This is a genomic window from Salinispirillum sp. LH 10-3-1 (genome assembly GCF_030643825.1).
In the GTDB taxonomy this organism is placed as follows: Bacteria; Pseudomonadota; Gammaproteobacteria; order Pseudomonadales; family Natronospirillaceae; genus Salinispirillum.
The window spans coordinates 3,402,294-3,423,482 of sequence record NZ_CP101717.1 but is presented as its reverse complement, the minus strand read 5'-3'; the positions used below and the strand labels follow the sequence as shown (position 1 = coordinate 3,423,482).

The following is a 21,189-nucleotide window of genomic DNA, read 5'->3' as shown; positions in this document are numbered from 1 at the left end:
GGCTGCTGCTGTTGGCAGCCCAAGCGCAGGCTTTTGGCGAGCGCAGTCATGAAGTCGTGGTGCAGCTCGCCAGTCGCTTTTTTACCCCTGAAGCGACCCAGCTGGTGCAGAATTTTTACGGAGCCAATTATCGCAATCTGCTGATTGCCGATGCCAATTGGACGGCCGTCAACAACCAGCGACCGGGTAACGAAAGCCGCTTGGCACTGCACTACACTTGGTTTGAAGAAGGAGATACGGAGTTTGAGCCCGCACGTCATTGTCCGCAAGCTCGTTGCAGTGTGGGCGCAGTGTTGGCAGCAGAGCGCGTATTGGCAAATCCGTCGCATACTCGTGCCCAACGTATGGAAGCCTTTCGGGCGCTGCTGCATTACATGGGTGACTTACACGACCCCATGAACGCTGGCTTTGCTCACGATCGAGGTGGCCGTGACACCATTGTTGTGGCGACGGACTTGCGGCGTGTCGATCTCTATACCGTGTGGCAGACAGAATTATTCGACTACTTTACCGGTCGACCTTTTGAGATTGCCAACGCTTGGTTCCGCGACATCACTCCGGCCCAGCGGGCCCAGTGGTCTGCAGGCACACCGCAAGAGTGGGTGTGGGAAACTCATGTACTGGCGCGCGACGTCGTTTACCCGTTGGTGGATACGGCCGGTGGCTGGAATGCCATCTACCGAGTGCGTGCCTTGCCGCTTTACGAAGAGCAGTTGAAGAAAGCGGCGGTGCGACTGGCCGATCGAATGAACAGCGTGGCCGCCACCTTGTCTGCTGTGGGCGCCCTATGAGTGAAACGGCACGGTTGTTTTTATTGGGTGGCGCAGAATTGGTGCGTGCATTAAAGCGCGGGCTATTGCCGCTGCACAGTATGGCCGATACTGGCAACCCTTGGTTGCTGGGTGGTACCGGGCAGCGAGTCGCGCAAACCCTCAGTGATGATCAGTGGCATGCTGCATTGCGGAAAAGGTATGAGGCAATACCTGAGCACCTGCGGGCGGCGGTGGACTATGCTTACTTTGCCCAGCAGATGGAAGCAAAACGCACCGAACTGGAGGCGGAATGGTCTGCACACGGCGAGTTTCAGGACACCCGCGAAGAATTAGACTTGCCGCGCCATCAAGCATTGGTGGCGTTGAACTTAACAGAAAGCGTGCAGAATCCGTTGGTGTGGCATCTGTGGGGTGATCAGCACCGCGGCATGGCATTGGAAATTGACGCTGCGGCACCGGCCTTTCAGGCGAAACCGGGCCGACCGCGATTACTGCGGCACGTGCGTTATGGGCACAGGCGCACCTTGGTTGCCACGGATAAGCTGCCGTTTCCCGGTTGGTTTGAGGCGCCGGCCGAGCAGGCGGCCTTGCGCGAATGGCGGTTGGTACTGCCGCTCAGCCAGGTTAAAAACAGTGGCGATGGCCCGGTATTGCCGGTGGATCGTTGCACGATAAAGGGACTTTACTTGGGCACCTTGGCCCCCCCTGAGTTACAAGAGGCCGTGCGCGATTTGGTGCGTTTGGACCAACGTTATCGACAGCTAAAGGTGCATCAGTTGGCGGCTGATCGTAAATCCTTTGTGCTTTATGTGGGCGCCGAAGGTTAGAATATAATTGTTCAGTTATGACGCTGGGTTACGATAACCTTGTAGGCGCTACAGTAATGGGATGCAGAGTATGGCGATAAAGATTCTGGTAGTAGATGACGCGAGTTTCATCCGCGATTTGATCCGGCGTACGGTGCGAAGCCAGTTGCCGGAGGTTGACGTTGAAGAAGCCATCAATGGTAAGCGCGCCCAATCTCTGCTGAACAAGATGCAGTTTGATTTGATTCTCTGTGATTGGGAGATGCCGGAGATCAATGGCCTGCAGCTGTTGCAGTGGTTGCGGGCTAATGAGAAAGATGAAGGTCATGCATCCACCCCCTTCATTATGGTGACCAGCCGCGGCGACAAAAGCCATGTGGTCAAAGCCGTCGAAGCCGGTGTTACCGACTATGTCGGCAAGCCGTTTACCAGCGAGCAGTTGCTGCGCAAGGTATTGAAAGCATTGAGCCGTGACCATCGTGAAGAACTGGGACGCATGCTGGGCAATCGCCATGCTAGTCCCGATCGCTCCGCAGGCATGCAACGCTCGGGGGCTGAAACCTTGTTGGCAGCTGGTGGTACTAAAGCACCGGCCAATACACCACAGGCGGTTGCCGGGTCTGAAGCGGTGAGCGTCTTGACGGGTGGCGCAGCGGCCGCGAAGCCCGCTGCAGAAAAGGTTGAGCGGGTGCATCAAGGGCGTCTTAAAGTGGACATCACCGCCGACATCCGGTTGGCGGACGTCACTCTCAGTGGTCACCTAGAAGATGTGAACCTGAATAATGCATTGATTCGATTGCCGCGAGTTAAACGGATGCCGCAGTTGTTTGAACAAGCCGTGTTTGACATTGCGCTGGATCACGACGGTGCTGTGGCGCGCCTGAATGGCTTCGTTTATTCATTGCAGGCCGCTGACGCACGTTTTGACTGCGATGAGTTTTTGTTGAATTTTAAGCTGACCGATGAAGATCCAGAGAAGTTTTCTGATCTCTCACGGCTGATCGCCAAAATACGTTAGTCGGTAGCAGACGACTTAGCCTCGGTCAGCAAGGTTGGCGGGAAGCAGCAGGTGAAGGTACTGCCCTGGCGAAGCTTGCTGTCGATGTCGAGACGCGCACCGTGGTGCATCAAAACGTGCTTGACGATCGCCAGACCTAATCCCGTACCGCCGGTTGATGAAGACCGGCTTACATCCACGCGGTAAAAGCGTTCGGTCAGGCGTGGAATGTGTTTCTGATCAATCCCTACACCGTTGTCCGTCACGGAGAAATAGCCTCCGGCGTCGTCGTGGCGCCAACGTAACTCAATGAGGCTGGCTGGCGGCGTATAGTGTACGGAGTTATAAACCAAATTGGAGAACGCTGAGCGCAATTCATTGTCGACACCCAGCAGCAGCATGGGGCTGTCGATATGGACGGCGAACTCATGTTGGTTCTCGCCAGAGAGCGCCTGAGCATCAACGATGATGCTGTGTATCAGAGCGGCAATATCCACGGGTTTAGCGTCTACCGGCTTATCGACGCCGTCAAGGCGCGTCAATAGCAGCAAGTCATTCACGAGGTTTGCCATGCGTTTTGACTGTGCGAGCATCAAATCGACGCCCTTGCGCAAACGCTCGGGCAAGCCATCTTGGAGGTCCGCAAAGGTTTCCAGATAACCTTGCAGCACAGTCAAAGGCGTACGTAATTCGTGGGACGCATTGGCGACAAAGTCTTGGCGCATTTGTTCCAGTTGGCGTAGGCGAGAAATGTCGCGCACCATCAATAAGCGATTTCCCGCAGCGTGCCGGTTGTTGGTGAACTGAAGATAACTGCCAGTGCGGGGGCTGTGCCAAACAAACTGCACGTGTTCGCGGTTTTTATTGAAGAATTCTACGAAGTGCGGGTCGCGAATCAGGTTGGTTAGCGCCTGCCCCTCGTCCGAGGCGCGCAAATTCAGCATGTTTTGCGCCGCTTCGTTCCACCACTGAATTTCGCCTTTGGGGGTAATGATCACCAAGCCGTCCGCTAAGCTCTCTACCGTCCGTTGGACGCGCTGTAAGCTGTTTTGCAGCTTCCGGACTTCGGTACGTTGGCGTCGGCGAAAAGTCCACAACGAATCCAATACATCGCCCCAAGCGCCTTTGGCTCGGGGTGGCTCGCCGTCTTCAAATTCATGCAACCACGACAACAGTCGATGCATCTGAATTTGCGACCAAATGACGTGAGTAACCAAGGCCGCGCAAAAGACAATGAGTGGCGCGCCAAACAGCCAACCAACGAACAATACCGCCAAATAGGTGAGGATTAGGCGTCGATAATGTTCTTTGCGGCGATCGTTCAGCATTCCGCCTCATCTACCTTTTCAGAAAAACGATAACCCGTGCCGCGTACCGTTTGTATCATGCGTGCATGTTCTTCACCCAGTGCTTTACGCAGGCGACGAATGTGCACGTCAACGGTGCGCTCATCGACATACACATTACCACCCCAAACTTGATCGAGTAACTGTGAACGCGTATAGGCACGTTCGGCGTGGGTCATGAAGAACTGCAGCAAGCGAAATTCGGTCGGGCCCATATCAACGTTTTTGCTGTCCACGGTGACCCGGTGACTGCTCGGGTCCAGGCGCAGTCCACGCACTTCAATGGGGTGGTCAACACCCATAGGCGTCGTGCGGCGCAATACGGCTTTAAGGCGCGCTACCAGCTCGCGTGGCGAGAACGGCTTAGTGATGTAGTCGTCGGCACCGGCTTCAAGACCTTGTATTTTGTGGTCTTCTTCGCCCTTCGCGGTGAGCATAATAATTGGGATTTCGGCGGTCAAAGAATCCTTTTTTAAACGGCGCGCCAATTCAATACCGCTGGTATTGGGCAGCATCCAATCCAACAGAATCAAGTCCGGCTTCTGATCAACAACAATGGAATGTGCGCTGAGCACGTCTGCGGCCTCTAGGCAGTTGTAACCAGCCATCTCGAGCGCGGCGGCAATCATTTCCCGGATTGGTGCTTCATCGTCCACAACCAGTATGGTTCTTCCTGACATATCGAGCCTCGCGAGTTTGTAATGATGCAAACAGTGATGACCATTACACTGCGGAATTATGTCAGAAATATGAACGTTTTAACCTTTTTGTCAAAATAGAATGACTTTAGGCATAGGCATGACTCACGGCGTGAATCGCTAAAAGCCAGACCACACGCGGTCCATCGCGACACTGAGAAAGACTATCAGGCCCACCCAGTGGTTGTGTAAAAAGGCGCGAAAGCATGCATCTCGATCGCGTTCGCGGATCAACCACTGTTGCCAAACGAAGCAAGCTGCAGCGCCCAGTAAGCCTAGATAGAACACCACGCCCAGTTCCGCCATACGCCCGACGAGCGCCATGCCTATCAAAAACAGTCCTTGTAGGACACCCACGGCCAGCTTATCGGCGTCGCCAAACAGCACTGCCGTTGAACGAATACCGACCTTCAGATCATCTTCGCGATCGACCATGGCGTACAAGGTGTCGTAGGCTACAATCCACAACAAGCCGCTGATGAAGATCATCCAGGTCAAGGGTCCGATGGGTGCGCCTTGGGCCGCAAAGGCCATGGGCGCCGACCACGAAAAGGCCATGCCCAGCACCACCTGTGGCAGGTGGGTATAGCGCTTCATAAAGGGATACAGGGCGGCCAGCGCGACCGCCCCGAAGGACCAGAGCACAGTGGCCATATTGGTGGTGAGCACCAGTAGAAAAGCGAGAAGGGCCAGTGCTGCGGCCAACAGCAGGGCTTCGCGCGCGCTCACGCGGCCAGTGGCCAGCGGGCGTCCCTGTGTGCGAGTAACGTGGCCGTCAAGGTTACGATCCGCATAGTCGTTAATGACGCAACCGGCACTGCGCATCAAAACAACGCCGAGAATAAATACGACCAGCAAATGCAGAGAAGGGACACTATCGGCGGCGAGCCAAAGCGCCCAGAGGGTTTGCCACAGCAGTAAATAGATACCGATGGGGCGATTCAGGCGCGCCAACTCAATGTATTGTTGTGCTTTTAATTTCAGGCTTGGGTTCATAGACGGTCAAAAAAAGTAGGCAAAAAAACTTCCACCAGAATGATCTCTTGGCGGCCCAAAGTAAACCAGCTGCGCCGTGCGACACCGCTTTCCAGCCTGGCGTAGTCCATGCGCAAACGTTGCAGGTTGGGCTGGCTGAACAGAAAAGCGCCCAAAGGGCGCGTACCGAGTTGGCGCAAACGCTGCAATAGCCGTTGTTCACGCGCTGGCACCATGGTGCGCGCCTGCACCCAAGGCTGACCGCAGCCATACAGCGTGACGTCTCTGCACCAGTAGAGGTCATGCCCGTGGTGCGTGGGGCTGGGTTTCCCCGGACTGGTCCAATGGCGCTGCTCGCTGTGCAGCACTACCTTGAAGTCACCGGCACTGGCAGCGACCAATTTCTCGGTCAGAGAACCGGGGTCAGCAAGCCATGCACGCTCCAGCGTTGAGAGCGGCAAACCCGTTGACCACGTCATTGCGCGAATTTGAGAAAAGTCTGGCATGTGGCTCTTTTTCGGGCTCCCCTGAGCGTTGGTTTGGTGCGTGATATGCCGCCGCAGTGTACCCAGTGCGCCCGAAAAAGGCCATGTTCACGGCTAAACGGCGGGTTCATTAGAACCTAAATCGCAGATTTAACAAAAAAAAGGCCAAAATAGCCGTCAAACGGGCTTTTGCCCCTTGACTGCCAGCGACGCCCCCTCAAGAATGAGGGTCCAACTTGGGTTGTAAGGGCCCAAGGCAAGATACTCAATAAGACAATAATCAGAGGAATGTCCTTTATGCGTAAACCGGAACTGTCTGCTGCAATCGCAGAACGCGCTGAGCTGAGCAAAGACAAAGCAAACGATGTCCTGAATGTAATTCTTGACGAAATCACCAATGCCGTTGCCAAGGGAGACGCTGTCACTCTGGTAGGTTTCGGTACGTTCCAAAAGAAAGATCGCAGTGCACGTACGGGTAAAAACCCGCAAACAGGCGCAGCAATCCAGATTCCCGCCAGCAGCACTGTTGGTTTCAAGCCAGGTAAGTCACTGAAAGATTCGGTAAACTGATCACCTGAGCGAGTATTCGGCTCTGCTAGCACCGCTGATCGTTGCTAGCGGTCTTTAATGAGTCGAGCGTCAGGGTGGGCTGCTGCGTGCGACCACCCTGAACCACTGAACTGTGCCTGCGTTGGTTTGCTGTTACCCACATGACTCCGCTGTTGTTTTGATATTTATTCGCGTTGATTGCCATTGTATTTTTTGTTGGAGCTTCAAGCCGCATGCGTTTAGCGCTGTTATTTACACTTTTCCTTGCCCTACCTGCCTTCGGGCAGAATTACCTGTATTCGGGTATCAATGACGCGCGGCCAGACGGTGGATACTATGTTGGCTTCGGCTGGGGCGGCCCTGAGCTGTTCAACGAAATCGAATGGGGCAACAACCGTGAGCAAGATCAGATCGCCTTTTACGGAAAATACGACATTCCACTGTGGCGAGACCATGTGCATGCCTTACTGGGCTTCGGGATTGTGAATTTTTGGGGTGCAGACGATTCCTTTTGGGAGCGCCTTATGCCCGATGTTGCCGTGGTCAAAGGCGGCGTGAATGTGCGGGTATTGGGCCCCTTGTATCTCGAAGGGTACGCCGAAAACAGCTATTTTGGCCCGGAACGCGCACGGTACAAACTGCAACTGAGATTCAATTTCTGAGATGCTCCCAGAGCCGCGGCGTGAGAGTGCGCTTACCCAGCTCAGAGGCGTTGGCCCAAGCCTGGTCGAAAAGCTCGGCCGATTAGGCGTCCACGACATCACCGACCTGCTTTTTCACCTACCCCTACGTTACGAAGACCGCACCCGCATTTGGCCCATGGGGCAATTACGCCCCGGTCAGCATGTATTGTTGCGCGGAACGGTGGTGCGCGCGCAAGTGCAGTTTGGTCGCCGCCGCTCGCTGTTGGTGAAAATTCGTGATGACAGCGGCGAAGTCGGCATGCGGCTTTTCTATTTCAACAAGGCCCAGCAAGCCGCTTTGCAGCCTGGGGTCGCGTTGCAAGTGTTTGGCGAAGCCCGGCGCGGCGCAACGGGGTTAGAGCTCTATCACCCAGAGTATGTGTTGGCCGCGACGCTGGAGGCCCTGCCCCGCCTCGATGGTCGCCTGACGCCGGTGTACCCCACCACCGAAGGGCTGAGCCAAAAGAAATGGCGTGAATTGATGGATCAGGCGTTGCAATGGTTAACGCGGCATGGTCATCTACGCGATCTGATACCCGCCGAATTGCGTGACCGCTGGCAGCTCCCAGACCTACCCGCAGCGTTGAATTTCTTGCACCACCCACCACTGCAGACCGACCCTGATACCTTGCGTGAAGGTGATCATCCCTGTGTGGCGCGCCTCGTAGTGGAAGAGCTACTGGCTCACCATCTTGGTTTACGCCAAATTCGCGCCCGTACGCGCGCCGAGAGTGCGCCTGATTTCTATCCTCAGGGCGACTTGAGTACGCGCTTGTTGGCGCACCTGCCGTTTCAATTAACCGGCGCACAGCATCGGGTACTGGGGGAAATCTTCCAGGATCTTGAGCGGCCGGTGCCTATGCTGCGGCTGGTGCAGGGTGACGTTGGCTCTGGCAAAACGCTGGTCGCACTCTGTGCCATGTTGCGGGTGATGGAGAATGGCTGGCAGGCCGCCTTATTAGCGCCGACAGAAATCTTGGCGGAACAGCACGCCCGCAACCTACAGGCTCTGTTGCAGCCTCTGGGCATCGACGTGGTATTGCTGCTGGGTAAGCAAACCCGTAAACAACGTGAACCGGTGTTGGCGGCCATTGCATCAGGGCAGGCTTACTGCATCGTCGGCACCCATGCCCTGTTTCAAGAAGAAGTGCAGTATGCTCGTTTGGGCATGGTGGTGGTTGATGAACAGCATCGCTTTGGCGTCGACCAACGTTTGACGCTGCGGGAGAAAGGTCGTCAACATGGTAAGGTGCCCCATCAATTGATTATGACCGCCACCCCCATTCCTCGAACGCTGGCGATGTCGATGTACGCCGACCTCGATATTTCGGTGATCGATGAACTGCCGCCTGGGCGCACGCCCGTGGTGACCTCGGTGCTCAGTAATGCGCAGCGTGACAGTGTGGTGGCTCGCGTGCGTGAGGCCTGTACGCAGCAACGACAAGTCTATTGGGTTTGTACGTTGATCGAAGATAGCGAAGAACTAGAAGCGCAGGCGGCCGAGGAACTCTATGCACAACTGTCCGCAGCATTGGCGCCTTGGCGAGTAGCGTTAATTCATGGCCGTATGAAGCCGAAAGACAAAGCCGAAGTGATGGCGGCCTTCCAACGCGGTGAGACTCAGGTGCTGGTGGCCACTACGGTGATTGAAGTGGGCGTTGATGTGCCCAACGCATCGGTCATGATCATCGAAAACGCTGAGCGCCTGGGATTGTCACAATTGCACCAGCTGCGCGGACGAGTGGGGCGCGGTGCCACCGCCAGTTATTGTTTATTATTGTATCAGACACCTTTATCGCAGGCAGGAAAGGCCCGCTTAAACACCATGCGGGCGACCAATGATGGTTTTCAGATCGCTGAGCAAGATTTACTGCTGCGTGGCCCCGGTGAGGTGCTGGGTACAAGGCAAACCGGTGAGGCCAGCTTTCGCATTGCCAATTTACAGCGCGACCAACATTGGCTACCGGTGGTAAAAGAAGTGGCTGAGACCATGGAGCAGAGCTATGCTGAATCCATCACCTCGCTATTAGCGCGCTGGCATGCAGGCGATATGAATTATGGTAGAGTGTGAGCGTCGAGAGCGGCGCACAAAGGCCACGGCATGGAGGTAGCTCGCGATCCTGAACAAATAAAAAGCAGTATTTGTTCATGAGTTACGTCTTATGCGACTAGAATAAACAGAGAGCAACGGAATAAGCCCATGAGTTCAGCAGCAGAGACTATGACTGAGTCAGATAAATTTCCCTTTGCAGTGCGCGATTACTTGAACAAGCACGGTATTCAGGTTCGCGTGTACAGCAAGGCGCAGACCCTTGACAAGATACCCATCGAAGCCATCTTGCTTGGCGATGACATGGGCAAGGTTCAAGTGTTCCTGCCAGCTAATCGTTTGCTGGACTTAGGCCGCGTGCGGCAACAAACAGGGCGCGACCTGCAAGCACTTGCGCCACTGGAGCAGCAGCGTTTGCTGCGCCAGCTGGGCTTAAACACCCTGCCGGCCTTAGACCTATTGACCGGTCTAGAAACCCTTATCGATGAAAGCGTCAAGGCGTTGCCGGTGTGCATCATTCACAGCGGCGTACGCAATGTATTGCTGGAACTCGATGATTTTGCCGCCTTAGCCCGGGACGAGCATACCCGCTATTTCGCTATGACCGACGAGGTACCTAACACGGATTTGGACTACGAACTCAGTCTGTTCGATCTGGATCGTGAGGCGATTAATCAGTCGGTCGAGCGCTTTACCTCGAAGCGTATTCAGCAGCGGTTGGAAGAAACTTTAGAAGTTCCCCCTTTACCCGATACAGCGCAAGCCATCATTCGTTTGCGTGTTGATCCGAATGCCGATATCGAAAAGCTGTCTCGTGTGGTGGCGCGTGATCCTTCGTTGTCAGCACAGGTCATCAGCTGGGCTTCATCGTCCTACTACGCTGCCCCTGGCAGTGTGCGCTCGGTACAGGACGCCATTGTGCGGGTCTTGGGCTACGACTTGGTGATGAACCTATCGTTAGGTTTGGCCTTGGGCAAAAGTTTGGAAATGCCGAAGGATGCACCGGAAGGCTATACCCCTTATTGGCAGGCAGCGATCTATACCGCCACTGCTGTGGGTGCGTTGCAGAATTGCATACCGCGTGAGTTCCGGCCGAGTTTCGGGCTGTCCTACTTGAGTGGATTGTTGCATAACTTTGGCTATTTGATTTTGGCGCATGTATTTAAGCCTCAGTTTTCGTCGTGCTGTCGGCTCTGGGAGGCCAATCCGCACCTCGAACCACAGGTGATTGAAGATCATGTCCTGGGCATCAATCGTGACCAGATAGCCGCCAGCTTGTTGCAAAGCTGGAACTTGCCGAAAGAAGTCGTGGTGGCCATTCGTCACAGCAGCGTGCAGGACTACATGGGCCCCTATTCGGATTACGCGCAGCTGGTCAATCTCGCCGTCAGTTTACTGCGTCGCGGTGGCTTGTTGCATGGCCCAGCGGGTCGGCTAGACCCCATGTTATTCAGTGAGCTGCACATAACCCCCGAAGACGCCAAAGCGGCGATAGAACAGGTACGCGATGCGAAGGACGAGTTGGATCATTTGGCGCAGGGGCTGCTCAACAGTTAGCAGCTTGCCCTTCGCGCTTTGGTTGGCGCTGTTGTTGGTGGTGCTCGCGTCAGGCTGTGCGCGCCAGGGTGTGGTAGAGCACTACCAACTGAACGACGATTTAATCAGCCTGCAACCTATTACCCGCCAGCAATGGCACTGGATCGACTGGAGTGCGGGCGAAGTCGATAGGGTGCGGCGACATCGTGATCAATGGTTGCTGGCAGAGGATGCCTACCTTGAGCGCGGGCCTGAACAGGTGGTTATGTCCCGCCTCAATCAACCCGCCATCGTTGCCGAGCGCCTGTACGTGAAGCCTGAGCTTTGGCGGTTAGAGACTGTGGGCAGCTTTGACGTCTATTGGGCACCCCGTCCCGGACCCTTGGTGGTGTGGCTGGGTGGCTTTGGGGTCGATGACACCAGCTGGCTACCGGCATGGCTCAATCATCATGGCGTGTCCGTGGTCGATTTACGGGGCCTAATGGCAAACATGCCCACGGACGTCCGCTCGGCAGCCGTGCAACTCAATCGATGGTTCGACGCCTTTTCTCGCCTGCGCCCGGAGCACACGTCAGCGCTGGGTCTATTAGCGGGTGAACAACGTGGCAGCATTGCCTTGGAAGCCAGCGCACGTGAGCCGCGCTGGCAATTTCTCAGTGTGGCCTACACCCCTATGATGTCAGCACGTGATGCCGAAATGTTGCGTGCCGAAGTGGATGGTTTTGATATTGAGTTGTGGGAGCCGTTCTGGCTGCGTTGCCTCGACTTTCCAAACACCGACTGCCGTCGTCCGCCACAGGGTATACAGCGCAGCAGCGAAGTGGTCAGAGCTATTCCGTATAGCCTAACGGGCGCTTGGGCTACCTATGACTTCAGCTACCGTCCAGAGCCCTTTGAACTGGACTGGATCAACTGGGCGCAGCGGCGTGATTGGACGTACGAGCCGCAGCAGACGGCCCGTTTTGTCGCGACCCCGCAGTTCTGGCTGTTGCCACAAGACACCACCCAGATGATCACGGAGGAGCGCTTGGCAGAGTTGCGGGCTCGCGGTGTAGCCATTGAGTGGGCGACAATGCCCTATTTGAACGACGACCTCAGGCACCTCCCGCTGTGGCAGCCCGGCATGCAAACCTGGGCCAACTGGTGGCGCGCGCAAGTGCGACTGAACGCCCGCCCTTGGGATTAGATGTAAGAGCACAACTCGCTGCGCAAATTGCTAGGTCGTAGGAGCGCAGCCCTCTGCGCGAAAGGTTCGGCCAGGGGGCTGGCCTCCTACGAGAGCCTGTTTGGCTAACGGGTAGTCTGTGACGCTAATTAATGCGCCTCTTCCCAATTGTCGCCGACACCCACATCGACCACCAAGGGCACAGACAGCGAGGCGGCGTGCTGCATGCGGAAACGTACACCGTCGACCAGCGCATCGACGTCTTCGGCCTTAACCTCAAACACCAATTCATCGTGTACCTGCATTACCATGCGGGCATCCAGTCCGCTACTGCGCAGCCAAACCTGCACATCGACCATGGCTTGCTTGATGATGTCGGCAGCGGTGCCCTGCATGGGCGCATTGATCGCCGTGCGCTCAGCGGCGCGGCGTTGCTGCTGACGGGAGGATTTAAGGTCGGGCAAATACAGGCGGCGGCCAAAGACCGTTTCAACGTAGCCGTCTTCCATGGCTTGTGCCCGCGTTTGCTCCATATACTGTTTAACGCCAGGGTAGCGGGTGAAGTAGGCGTCCACATAGGCTTGGGCTTCACCGCGGCTGACGCCCAAGTTCTTTGCCAAGCCAAAGGCCGACATGCCGTAAATCAAGCCGAAATTGACCGCTTTGGCGGCCCGGCGCTGCTCATTGGTGACTTGGTCTTCCGACAAACTCATGATTTCCGCCGCCGTCGCGCGGTGAATATCTCGCCCGTCACGGAAGGCCGCAATCAAGTTTTGGTCATGTGACAGGTGCGTCATGATGCGCAGCTCAATCTGTGAGTAGTCGGCCGCGACCATGCGATACCCCGGTGCTGCGACAAAGGCTTTGCGAATTGCCCGGCCCTCGGCGGAGCGAATAGGTATGTTTTGCAAGTTCGGGTCGGTCGATGAAAACCGACCCGTGGCCGCGCCGATTTGGTTGTACGTCGTATGCACCCTATTGGTCACGGGGTTGATCAAGGTCGGCAATGGTTCGGTGTAGGTGTTCAGCAGCTTGCGCAGATGGCGATAGCGCAACACCAGCGCCGGTAGCTCATATTGCAAAGCCAACTCAGATAAAACCTCCTCGTTGGTACTGGGTTGCCCGCCGGGTGTCTTGGCCACCACTGGGATGCCGAGGTCGGTGAACAACACTTCACCCAGTTGCTTCGGTGAATCCAGATTAAAAGCCTTACCCGCCAAGGTGTGGGCTTGCCCTTCCAGTTCGGTTAGGCGTTGACGAAAATCCTCGCTCAATCCGTTCAAGAAATCGGTATCGATGTGTGTACCGTTCCATTCCACTTGCTGCAGGACGGGCACCAAGGGTAGTTCAATGTGGCGATAAACGCCCCACTGCTGTGGAAACTGTTGTTGCAGCTGTGGCTGCAGAAAGCGATAAAGGCGACCAATGTAGTCGGCGCGTTCACAGGCGTAGGTGGCGAGTGCGGCCGGGTCGACGTCCGCCAAGGGGGTTTGTTTCACACCAAAATTGCCGGCTAAATCGACCAACGTGGACGGCGCGGCATTCAGGTACACCCGGACGAGGTTGTCGAGGCTCATGGGGTCAAAATGCCGGTCCAAGTTACTGTCTCGGCTCACTGCAGTATTGCGCACATAGGCGAGCAATAGAGTGTCTTCGCTGAGGTTTGCCGGTTGTTCAATGTGTCCTGATAAACCGTGCAACAGACGCTTCAGGTCGTGAGTAACCTTGGCGTAGCTGTGTGACACAAAAAATTTGGTTAACGGCTGCAGCGCTTCTTCAGGCCAACCGCTGCTGCGGAAATCCAAATACACCGCCTGCCCCGCTTGGGTACTGACCGCCAAACCAAGCCAGTGGCTCTGTCGATAATGCCCCGCCGCCGTGACGGGCCATACCGCAAACTGGGAAGCATCGGCTTGGCTGAGTAGCCAGCGATACCAGTCATCGGGGGCATCTAGCGTGCTGTAGTCTTGTTGTTTCGTCGTTTCGGGTTCTGGCGCGGCATTCGCGGCAGTGCTATCTGCCGTCGATTCGTGGGTCGATGCATTGGCCGGTACGCTGGCAGTTTCTGGCGCGGCTACGCCAGCGTCCGTCAGTGCCTTCAGCCAACCGGTAAACTCATGATCACGGTACAGGGTAGCCAAGGCGGTATTGTCGGGTTCTTGGCGCGCCAATTGCTCAATATGTACGGGTAGGTCAACGTCGCATTTAATGGTGGCAAGGGTATATGACAGCCGCGCCAGCTCTTCATGCTCCTGCAGCTTTTTCGGCATGGTCTTCGCGCCGCGGAAGTCCAGCTCGGGTACGCGATCCAAATTGGCATAGATGGCATCAATCCCACCTAGGCCCGTCAGCAGTGCCTTTGCCGTTTTCTCACCCACGCCGGGCACACCGGGAATGTTGTCGGATTTATCGCCCATCAAGGCCAGATAGTCGATCATCAACTCAGGGCCAAAGCCGTATTTCTCCCGTACCCCCTCAACCGTCAGATATTCATTGCTCATGGTGTTGATCAGGCTGACATGGGGCGTAACCAATTGCGCCATGTCTTTATCGCCGGTGGAAATTACGCAGTCCAGTCCGCGCTCTGTAGCCTGCAACGCCAAGGTACCTATGACATCATCGGCTTCTACCCCGTCAATGGTCAGCAGTGGTAAGCCCATGGCCTTGATGATTTCATGAATCGGCGCGATCTGCGGGCGCAGTTCGTCCGGCATGGGTGGCCGATTGGCTTTGTAGTCGGCGTACAGCTCGTTACGAAAGGTGGGCCCTTTGGCGTCAAACACCACGGCAACGTCACTGCCGGGGTACTGATCCAACATAGCACGCACCATGTTGATCACACCCTTAACGGCGCCCGTAGGTTGACCTGCTTTATTGGTCAACGGCGGCATGGCGTGAAAGGCACGGAATAAATAAGACGAACCGTCGATCAAGACAACGGGTTTGCGCGCAGCAGAGGAATTCGATTCAGCCATAGGAAAATACTGGGTTTACTTTACAATGTGCGCAAAGTGTAACCCGAAGTATCGCCAATGTCCGTATTCACGCCACTCACAACAGCGCAAATTGTCCCTTGGCTCGCAGCGCATGGTATTACAGAACTGCACCAGCATCGCGGTATTGCCGGGGGCACGGTGAATACCAACTATTGGCTCACCACCAATGAAGGCGAATGGATATTGACCTTGGTAGAAGATCGCGATGCCGCAGCCGTGGAGCCCGTGGTCGAGCTGATGGCGGCGCTGGCGGATCAGCAATTAGCGGTACCTCAGGTACGCCGTACTCTGGACGGTGCCAGCGTCAGTACGCTGGCCAATAAGCCCGCGACCTTGGTGGCAGCGTTGCCCGGTCGGCAACCCGAAACCGACGCCGAATCCTGCCAACAGATCGGGCAATTCCTAGGCCGATTGCATCAGCAACACCTGGATTTGCCGCCGGTAGCGATGAATTTCGGGCCGACCTGGCAAGCAGAACGCGTGGCGGCTTGGCAGTTGCAGTTGCCGGCGAATAAGGCCGCGCATCTGCGTCAGTCTTGGCAGCGCCTAGCGACCCTATGGGAAGTCGACCTGCCAATGGCGTGGACGCACGGGGACTTATTTCCCGACAACGCGCTGTTCGATGAGGGTCGGTTGAGCACGGTGATCGATTGGTATTTCGCCAGTTGGGCTCCGTGTATTTGGGACGTAGCAGTGGCCATCAATGCTTGGTGTGCCGCCAGCTCATTGCAGACGCCCGAGGTGCAGGCGCTTCTTGCCGGCTATCAAGCGGCAAGACCGCTGTCGGACTTAGAATTACGATGGCTGCCAACCATGCGCGAAGCGGCAGCGTTGCGTTTTTGGCTGTCGCGTTTAGACGCCCAGGCACAATCCCCGGCCAGTGCAGAAGTGACTGTGAAATCGCCGGACGAACAAGAGAATATGCTGCTAGACTTACAACACTTACATGGATAAGTGAATGCCATGACAACAGAGTCAAAACAACGATTGCTGGATCGCGTAGAACAACTGCGTCGCGGTATGGTGCGGGTGAGCTTGTTTGGTGACGGCCAAGACAAGGAGCTCGACGGGTTGTTGAATCAGTTTCGGGAACTGTTGCGCCAGCCGGATGTACAAGAAGACGCCATTGACGTTGTGTTGAGTGAGGCTGAGTCGGTTTACGATGCACTCGACGCAACGCGCAGCAACGAACAAGGTGCTTTGGCACGCGTGCTGGTGCAAATGAACGACCAGCTGCGTGCTCACAGTGCCGAACCTGAATTCTTTGATCACCTCAGCAACGGTATTGAGTTGCGGGTGCGCAACATTCATGAACTCACGCTGTATTTGCTGGAGTATCGCACCGGGCAAGCCGAAGTTCTGCAAACCATCACTAGTTTGGCGTCTGCTGAACGGGTGATCGAACAACATGCCGCACACCGTAAGGACGATCAAGCTCTCAATGGCATCGTCACAGACATCGACACCATAGTCGCCGACGTGTATGAGTCTATGACGGATCTGGCTAATCGCATTCACTTGCCGGTCGATAAGCAGCACGCGCTGCAAGCCATCATGCATCAACTGACGCGTACCCTAGAGTGGCCCTATTTGCTTGGCTTATTGAATGAGCTGATCGATCTGATTGTGTCGGTACTGAACGACGAGCAGCGAGAACTCGAACACTATCTTGAACAGCTCAACGAACGTCTGACCTTTATCCGCGCATCGGTTCAAAAAGCCAAGAATATTCAACAAGACTTCCGTGATGACGGTAATCGCCTAGATCAGCAGATTCAGCGGCATGTCGAAAGCATTCGAGTTGAGATGCAATCCGCTACGAGCTTGCCGCAATTGAAAGACGGCATTCAAAAAGAACTCGACGACATTGTGCAGAGCATCAGCTCCTTTATGCACGAGAGCGTGGAAAAAGAACGTAGCATGGACACCATGATGTCGGAGTTGGTGGAGGTCATAGCGGATCTTGAACAGCAAAACAAACGCATTCGCGATGCCTTTGAAAAAACTCGCCAACAGGCCATGACGGACAGCCTCACAGGGCTACCCAACCGCACCGCTTACATGCAGAAAATTGAGCAGGAGTTCGAGCGTTACCGCCGCCAGAATGCGCCATTAGCGCTCTGTGTATTGGACGTCGATTATTTTAAAAAGATAAACGACAAGCTTGGCCATACGGCGGGTGATAAGGTGCTGAAGATTCTTGCGCGGCAACTGCAAGCTCAGCTACGGCAATACGATTTTATTGCCCGCTACGGTGGTGAGGAGTTTGTTATCATCATGCCCGGCACTGCGCCTGAGGCAGCCATCGCGGCCATGGAAAAACTGCGCTTAGCGGTGCAAAACAGTCCCTTCCATTTCAAAGGCGAGCCCGTACCCATAACGGTCTCTATTGGCTGCGCGCAGTTTCAAACGGATGATCATATTGTGGCGGTGTTCGACCGCGCCGACGCGGCCATGTATCGTGCCAAAAGCAATGGGCGCAATCGCGTTGAAGTCGGTTAGTTGACCCGTAGGGCGGTGTGTTTACACCCGCCACCTTAACATTTCCACCCACCCCTGGCCCCTTGGGCCGTCACACTTCATCGCTCATCCAAAAGACGGTCCAGTGCCGCCATCAGTATATGCTTGCGAATAGGTTTAGTGAGGAATTCATCCACGCCGGCTTTTAAGCCGAGGGCGCGATATTCATCCAACGCATGTGCCGTGAGCGCTAAAATGGGGATGCGTGGGCGAGACTGGTCATGTTCCCAATGGCGAATCTCGCGCGTTGCCGCCAAGCCGTCTAGCACCGGCATTTCTAAATCCATCAACACCACATCAAAGTTACCTTGGCGCGCCTGAATGCGTGCAACGGCTTCACGGCCATTGCCAACCAGCTCATAGTCGTGCCCGACACTGCGCAACATGCCGCTGATCACCGCTTGGTTAACCGGGTTGTCCTCGGCCACCAAAACACACAGTGGGCGCACCGGTAGCGGTGGGGTATCACCGTCTAATGGCTCCAGAGGTTCAGCACCTCGTTGTAACGGAATTTCAAACCAGAAGTCACTCCCAGCGCCGTTTGGCCGGTTACGTACGCCAATGCGACCATTCATCAGCTTTACCAGTTGTCGGCAAATGTACAGCCCCAGACCGGTGCCCCGTTGGGTCGCTGGTTGGTCCGCCTGTACGTAGCTTTCAAACACCTGCTCTTGCACTTCGGGTGCAAGTCCGGGACCGGTGTCCAGTATGTGAAAACTGAGCCAACGCACCTCGTCTGCTTTTTTCTGCAGATTCACTTGAACACGGATTCCACCCTCCTCAGTGAACTTAAAAGCATTACCCACCAGATTGATCAAGACTTGTTGCAGCCGTTTAACGTCACCCTGCCAATATCCCTCCAGTGCTGGGTCAAGCTCCATATCCCAAGTCAAACCGCGTTGCTTGGCTTGCGGCTGGAACATCAGCGTCAGGCGGTCAGTGAGCGTGTGTAGGGTAAAGGTGTCGTTGTTAAGCTCAAGCTTGCCCGCATCAATTTTGGCGCGGTCCAGAATGTCGTTCAATAGCCCCATCAAGGCATCGCCCGAAGCCTGCACGGCATTTAAATAACGCTTCTGGTCAGGTGAAAGTGGCGTGTCTTGGAGCAATTCCAGCATCCCCATTACGCCGCTCATCGGAGTGCGTATCTCATGGCTCATTTGAGCTAGAAAATCAGCGCGTGCCTTAGCGGCCAATTCGGCTTCTTGCGTTTTTTGGCGCAACAAACGAATGCGATTGCCCAGTGCGAACGACAGCAAGAATGCTTGGACGATGGCACCGCCCTTCATGGCCCAGTTGTACATAATGTGACTGTCGATTACACCCAGCTTGGCCAGTGCAGCCGGTGCCGATGCCAGACCAAAGGCTAACCACGCAAGCAGAAAGATGTGTGCGGGCGATTGACCGTGTTGGCGTGCCACCAGTCCCCCCAGTAACGCAGCACTCCAAGTACCGACGGCCAATACGAATAGCCCAACGGCGAGCCAGCGGGGCGGGAGCCACAGCGCATTAAGCGCCAAGAGCAGTGCGGCCAAGGCGATGCCTTGGCACAGCAAAAATGTGGGCAGGTGCCAGCGTTTGAGTTGCAAAAAGCTGGTGGCAAATTGCGCCGCAAAGAACACAGCGACACCAATGGACAGGTAAATCAGTCCGGTATGCCAGTGCGCACCAGCGGGCCAAACATGCTGATAGAAAAATCCATCAAGAATATTCATAAACAACGAGAACGCGGCGATGTAGGCCACGTACAACAAGTATGGCCGCTCGCGAATGATTAGAAACAGCAGCAGGTTGTAGCTGATGAGCGCCAGTATAGCACCGTAGTAAAGCCAGTTAACCAAGTCCTCACGTTGTAAGGCGGGCCAGAAGGTCTGGCCCGACCACAGTACCACGCTGCCTTCTAGCGTATAGGAGGCATCTATCCGCATCACCAGTTCGGTCGGGGTGGTGAGGGTTAAAGGAACGATGAAGTAGCGGTGGTCAATGCTGCGCCGCTGAAAGTCGCGTCGCAAGCCACTGCGGTAGATGATGCGTGGGCCATCCGAGGTGACCTCATACACATCCATAAAATCGATCATGGCATTACTGAACACGAGGTGCCACTGGCGCTCGGCGCTGGGGGTTGGGTCGATGTTGAGGCGCAACCAATTCGTCTGTGGGCTGTGGGTCAGGGAGAGCGTTTGCTCAGCTAAGGATGTCCATTCTTGGGTCTCGTCGCGCAGCAGCTCAAATACGCTTACCTGTGCCGGCGTAACGGCGCGTTCGATATGGGGAACCACATTGATGCGCACCGATTGCATTTGATCCATGGTACTGGGTAGCAATACTGGAGCAGCCAATGCTCCGCTGCTGCTCAACAAAACGCAGACTAGGCCCCAAGCGAGTATACGCATCATGTTGTTGGCCATCACTATCCGGTGTTTATCAGCGCATCGGTGGGGCATACATTAGGCCGCCATTAATCCATAGATGGTTAAGTCGGCGCTCAATGCCTAAGCCGTCTCGCCCTAAATGTCGTTCGTAAATTTCGTCGTAGTTGCCCACCTGTCTGATCGCGCGCACCACCCAGTCATTGGGTAAGCCCAGCCCCGAGGCCAAATTAGCTTCCTGACCCAGTAGGCGACGCACTGACGGGATGTCGGACTGCAAGCGCTCGTCTATGTTGGAGCTGCTGACGCCTAATTCTTCAGCATTCAACAGTGCGAACAAGGTCCATTGCACAATGTCATACCAGAACTGATCTTCATCGCGCACGACCGGCCCGATGGGCTCTTTCGAAATGGTGTCAGGCAATACCACCATGGTGTCGCGATGTTCGGACTGCGATCGCATGGCGAACAGCTTGGCTTGATCGGCAGTCATTGCTACACAGCGGCCAGATAAAAACCCACGCATCATCGGCTCTTCAGTCTCATAGAGTACCGGCTCGTAATGCCAGCCTCGCTCGCGGAAGTAGTCTGCCAGGTTGAGTTCGGTGGTGGTGCCAGACAACACGCAGATGGCAGCGCCCTGCAGGTCTTCCGCACTCTGGATGCGGCTGTTAGTCGGCACCATAAAGCCCTGACCGTCATAGAAGGTAATACCGGCAAATCCCAAGCCCAGCAACGTATCGCGGGTCAGGGTCCAAGTGGTATTGCGTGATAAAATATCGACTTCTTCGTTCAGCAATACACTGAACCGCTCGCTGGCACCGAGTGGCACATAGTTAACCGCTTCGCTGTCATCAAAGATCACCGCTGCCAGGGCGCGGCAGAAGTCGACATCGAAACCCGTCCAGTTGCCGCTCTGGTCGGGCAGCGAAAAGCCCTCTACTCCGGTGCTGACACCGCAATTCAGGGCACCACGATCCAGCATGGCACGCACAGTAGGAGACAATCCGGCTACTTTCATATCGTATGGATTAAAAGCACTGCGAAAAAAAGCGGTATCGCAGCCCGCCAGCAATAGCGTGCACATCAGGGTGTAAGGTAAGGTAAATTTCATGCAGCTGACCTGTGTTCTTGTTTTATCGTCTGGTCCACCTTGACCAGTGCGGCGGTAAATGCAGGCGGAACGACGGTTCAGTGCGTATACTATGGATGAAAATGCCGCAAAATACACCCCGCAACACGGT

17 protein-coding genes are annotated in these 21,189 nt (G+C 55.5%); 10 read left to right on the top strand and 7 right to left on the bottom strand.

Annotated features, from left to right (window positions below):
- The first annotated feature begins 11 nt into the window (after positions 1 to 11).
- The 3 genes from NFC81_RS15730 (at position 12) to NFC81_RS15720 (ending at position 2,597) form a co-directional block, all read left to right on the top strand.
- Positions 12 to 791: a S1/P1 nuclease gene (locus tag NFC81_RS15730; protein WP_304995431.1), complete on the top strand. Its 780-nt coding sequence runs from the start codon at positions 12 to 14 to the stop codon at positions 789 to 791.
- On the top strand, positions 788 to 1,600 hold the full coding sequence (locus NFC81_RS15725; RefSeq protein WP_304995430.1) for a hypothetical protein: 813 nt from the start codon (positions 788 to 790) through the stop codon (positions 1,598 to 1,600). The genes NFC81_RS15730 and NFC81_RS15725 overlap by 4 nt, the downstream gene beginning before the upstream one ends.
- 70 nt (positions 1,601 to 1,670) lie before the next feature.
- Positions 1,671 to 2,597, top strand: a complete 927-nt coding sequence (locus NFC81_RS15720) for a response regulator (RefSeq protein ID WP_304995429.1) — start codon at positions 1,671 to 1,673, stop codon at positions 2,595 to 2,597.
- Here the strand turns inward: NFC81_RS15720 and phoR are convergent.
- The 4 genes from phoR to NFC81_RS15700 all read right to left on the bottom strand — a co-directional run bounded on the left by phoR (position 2,594) and on the right by NFC81_RS15700 (position 6,101).
- Positions 2,594 to 3,904 (bottom strand): phosphate regulon sensor histidine kinase PhoR, encoded by a 1,311-nt coding sequence (gene phoR, locus NFC81_RS15715; protein WP_304995428.1) that lies wholly within the window; start codon positions 3,902 to 3,904, stop codon positions 2,594 to 2,596. The genes NFC81_RS15720 and phoR overlap by 4 nt on opposite strands.
- Positions 3,898 to 4,602, bottom strand: coding sequence for a phosphate regulon transcriptional regulator PhoB (phoB, locus tag NFC81_RS15710; protein ID WP_304995427.1), 705 nt, complete (start codon positions 4,600 to 4,602; stop codon positions 3,898 to 3,900). The genes phoR and phoB overlap by 7 nt, the downstream gene beginning before the upstream one ends.
- A gap of 138 nt (positions 4,603 to 4,740) precedes the next feature.
- The gene (gene ubiA, locus NFC81_RS15705; RefSeq protein WP_304995426.1) at positions 4,741 to 5,616 is read right to left on the bottom strand and encodes a 4-hydroxybenzoate octaprenyltransferase; all 876 of its coding nucleotides are present in this window, start codon (positions 5,614 to 5,616) and stop codon (positions 4,741 to 4,743) included.
- On the bottom strand, positions 5,613 to 6,101 hold the full coding sequence (locus NFC81_RS15700) for a chorismate lyase (RefSeq protein ID WP_304995425.1): 489 nt from the start codon (positions 6,099 to 6,101) through the stop codon (positions 5,613 to 5,615). Before NFC81_RS15700 ends, ubiA begins: the two co-directional genes overlap by 4 nt.
- Before the next feature lie 276 nt (positions 6,102 to 6,377).
- Here NFC81_RS15700 and NFC81_RS15695 point away from each other — a divergent pair, with 276 nt between their 5' ends.
- The 5 genes from NFC81_RS15695 (at position 6,378) to NFC81_RS15675 (ending at position 12,084) form a co-directional block, all read left to right on the top strand.
- Complete coding sequence (locus NFC81_RS15695) at positions 6,378 to 6,650, top strand: HU family DNA-binding protein (RefSeq protein ID WP_304995424.1); 273 nt, start codon at positions 6,378 to 6,380, stop codon at positions 6,648 to 6,650.
- Positions 6,651 to 6,862: 212 nt separating this feature from the next.
- Positions 6,863 to 7,291: a hypothetical protein gene (locus NFC81_RS15690; protein ID WP_304995423.1), complete on the top strand. Its 429-nt coding sequence runs from the start codon at positions 6,863 to 6,865 to the stop codon at positions 7,289 to 7,291.
- A 1-nt stretch (position 7,292) separates the two neighbouring features.
- On the top strand, positions 7,293 to 9,383 hold the full coding sequence (recG, locus tag NFC81_RS15685; protein WP_304995422.1) for an ATP-dependent DNA helicase RecG: 2,091 nt from the start codon (positions 7,293 to 7,295) through the stop codon (positions 9,381 to 9,383).
- Between the two features lie 150 nt (positions 9,384 to 9,533).
- Positions 9,534 to 10,919: an HDOD domain-containing protein gene (locus NFC81_RS15680; protein WP_304995421.1), complete on the top strand. Its 1,386-nt coding sequence runs from the start codon at positions 9,534 to 9,536 to the stop codon at positions 10,917 to 10,919.
- A 4-nt stretch (positions 10,920 to 10,923) separates the two neighbouring features.
- Positions 10,924 to 12,084, top strand: coding sequence for a hypothetical protein (locus NFC81_RS15675; RefSeq protein WP_304995420.1), 1,161 nt, complete (start codon positions 10,924 to 10,926; stop codon positions 12,082 to 12,084).
- 128 nt (positions 12,085 to 12,212) lie between these two features.
- Here NFC81_RS15675 and polA read toward each other — a convergent pair whose 3' ends face one another.
- Positions 12,213 to 15,038 (bottom strand): DNA polymerase I, encoded by a 2,826-nt coding sequence (gene polA, locus NFC81_RS15670; protein ID WP_304995419.1) that lies wholly within the window; start codon positions 15,036 to 15,038, stop codon positions 12,213 to 12,215.
- A gap of 57 nt (positions 15,039 to 15,095) precedes the next feature.
- Between polA and NFC81_RS15665 the strand changes: the two genes are divergently transcribed.
- The gene (locus tag NFC81_RS15665) at positions 15,096 to 16,013 is read left to right on the top strand and encodes a phosphotransferase (protein ID WP_304995418.1); all 918 of its coding nucleotides are present in this window, start codon (positions 15,096 to 15,098) and stop codon (positions 16,011 to 16,013) included.
- 9 nt (positions 16,014 to 16,022) lie between these two features.
- The gene (locus NFC81_RS15660; protein WP_304995417.1) at positions 16,023 to 17,561 is read left to right on the top strand and encodes a GGDEF domain-containing protein; all 1,539 of its coding nucleotides are present in this window, start codon (positions 16,023 to 16,025) and stop codon (positions 17,559 to 17,561) included.
- Positions 17,562 to 17,638: 77 nt separating this feature from the next.
- On the opposite strand, the gene NFC81_RS15655 is transcribed toward NFC81_RS15660, so the two are convergent.
- Together NFC81_RS15655 and NFC81_RS15650 are read right to left on the bottom strand one after the other, a co-directional pair.
- On the bottom strand, positions 17,639 to 19,972 hold the full coding sequence (locus NFC81_RS15655) for a hybrid sensor histidine kinase/response regulator (RefSeq protein ID WP_304995416.1): 2,334 nt from the start codon (positions 19,970 to 19,972) through the stop codon (positions 17,639 to 17,641).
- A 28-nt stretch (positions 19,973 to 20,000) separates the two neighbouring features.
- Complete coding sequence (locus NFC81_RS15650; protein WP_304995415.1) at positions 20,001 to 21,059, bottom strand: amino acid ABC transporter substrate-binding protein; 1,059 nt, start codon at positions 21,057 to 21,059, stop codon at positions 20,001 to 20,003.
- Between the last annotated feature and the right edge of the window lie 130 nt (positions 21,060 to 21,189).

Bases quoted from the DNA above. Each gene is read 5' to 3' on its own strand.
- NFC81_RS15700 (WP_304995425.1), bottom strand. From the start codon at position 6,101: ATGCCAGACTTTTCTCAAATTCGCGCAATGACGTGGTCAACGGGTTTG.
- NFC81_RS15680 (WP_304995421.1), top strand. From the start codon at position 9,534: ATGACTGAGTCAGATAAATTTCCCTTTGCAGTGCGCGATTACTTGAAC.
- NFC81_RS15720 (WP_304995429.1), top strand. From the start codon at position 1,671: ATGGCGATAAAGATTCTGGTAGTAGATGACGCGAGTTTCATCCGCGAT.
- NFC81_RS15655 (WP_304995416.1), bottom strand. From the start codon at position 19,972: ATGATGCGTATACTCGCTTGGGGCCTAGTCTGCGTTTTGTTGAGCAGC.
- phoR (WP_304995428.1), bottom strand. From the start codon at position 3,904: ATGCTGAACGATCGCCGCAAAGAACATTATCGACGCCTAATCCTCACC.
- NFC81_RS15650 (WP_304995415.1), bottom strand. From the start codon at position 21,059: ATGAAATTTACCTTACCTTACACCCTGATGTGCACGCTATTGCTGGCG.
- NFC81_RS15665 (WP_304995418.1), top strand. From the start codon at position 15,096: ATGTCCGTATTCACGCCACTCACAACAGCGCAAATTGTCCCTTGGCTC.
- NFC81_RS15660 (WP_304995417.1), top strand. From the start codon at position 16,023: ATGACAACAGAGTCAAAACAACGATTGCTGGATCGCGTAGAACAACTG.
- ubiA (WP_304995426.1), bottom strand. From the start codon at position 5,616: ATGAACCCAAGCCTGAAATTAAAAGCACAACAATACATTGAGTTGGCG.
- NFC81_RS15725 (WP_304995430.1), top strand. From the start codon at position 788: ATGAGTGAAACGGCACGGTTGTTTTTATTGGGTGGCGCAGAATTGGTG.
- phoB (WP_304995427.1), bottom strand. From the start codon at position 4,602: ATGTCAGGAAGAACCATACTGGTTGTGGACGATGAAGCACCAATCCGG.
- polA (WP_304995419.1), bottom strand. From the start codon at position 15,038: ATGGCTGAATCGAATTCCTCTGCTGCGCGCAAACCCGTTGTCTTGATC.
- NFC81_RS15695 (WP_304995424.1), top strand. From the start codon at position 6,378: ATGCGTAAACCGGAACTGTCTGCTGCAATCGCAGAACGCGCTGAGCTG.
- recG (WP_304995422.1), top strand. From the start codon at position 7,293: ATGCTCCCAGAGCCGCGGCGTGAGAGTGCGCTTACCCAGCTCAGAGGC.
- NFC81_RS15690 (WP_304995423.1), top strand. From the start codon at position 6,863: ATGCGTTTAGCGCTGTTATTTACACTTTTCCTTGCCCTACCTGCCTTC.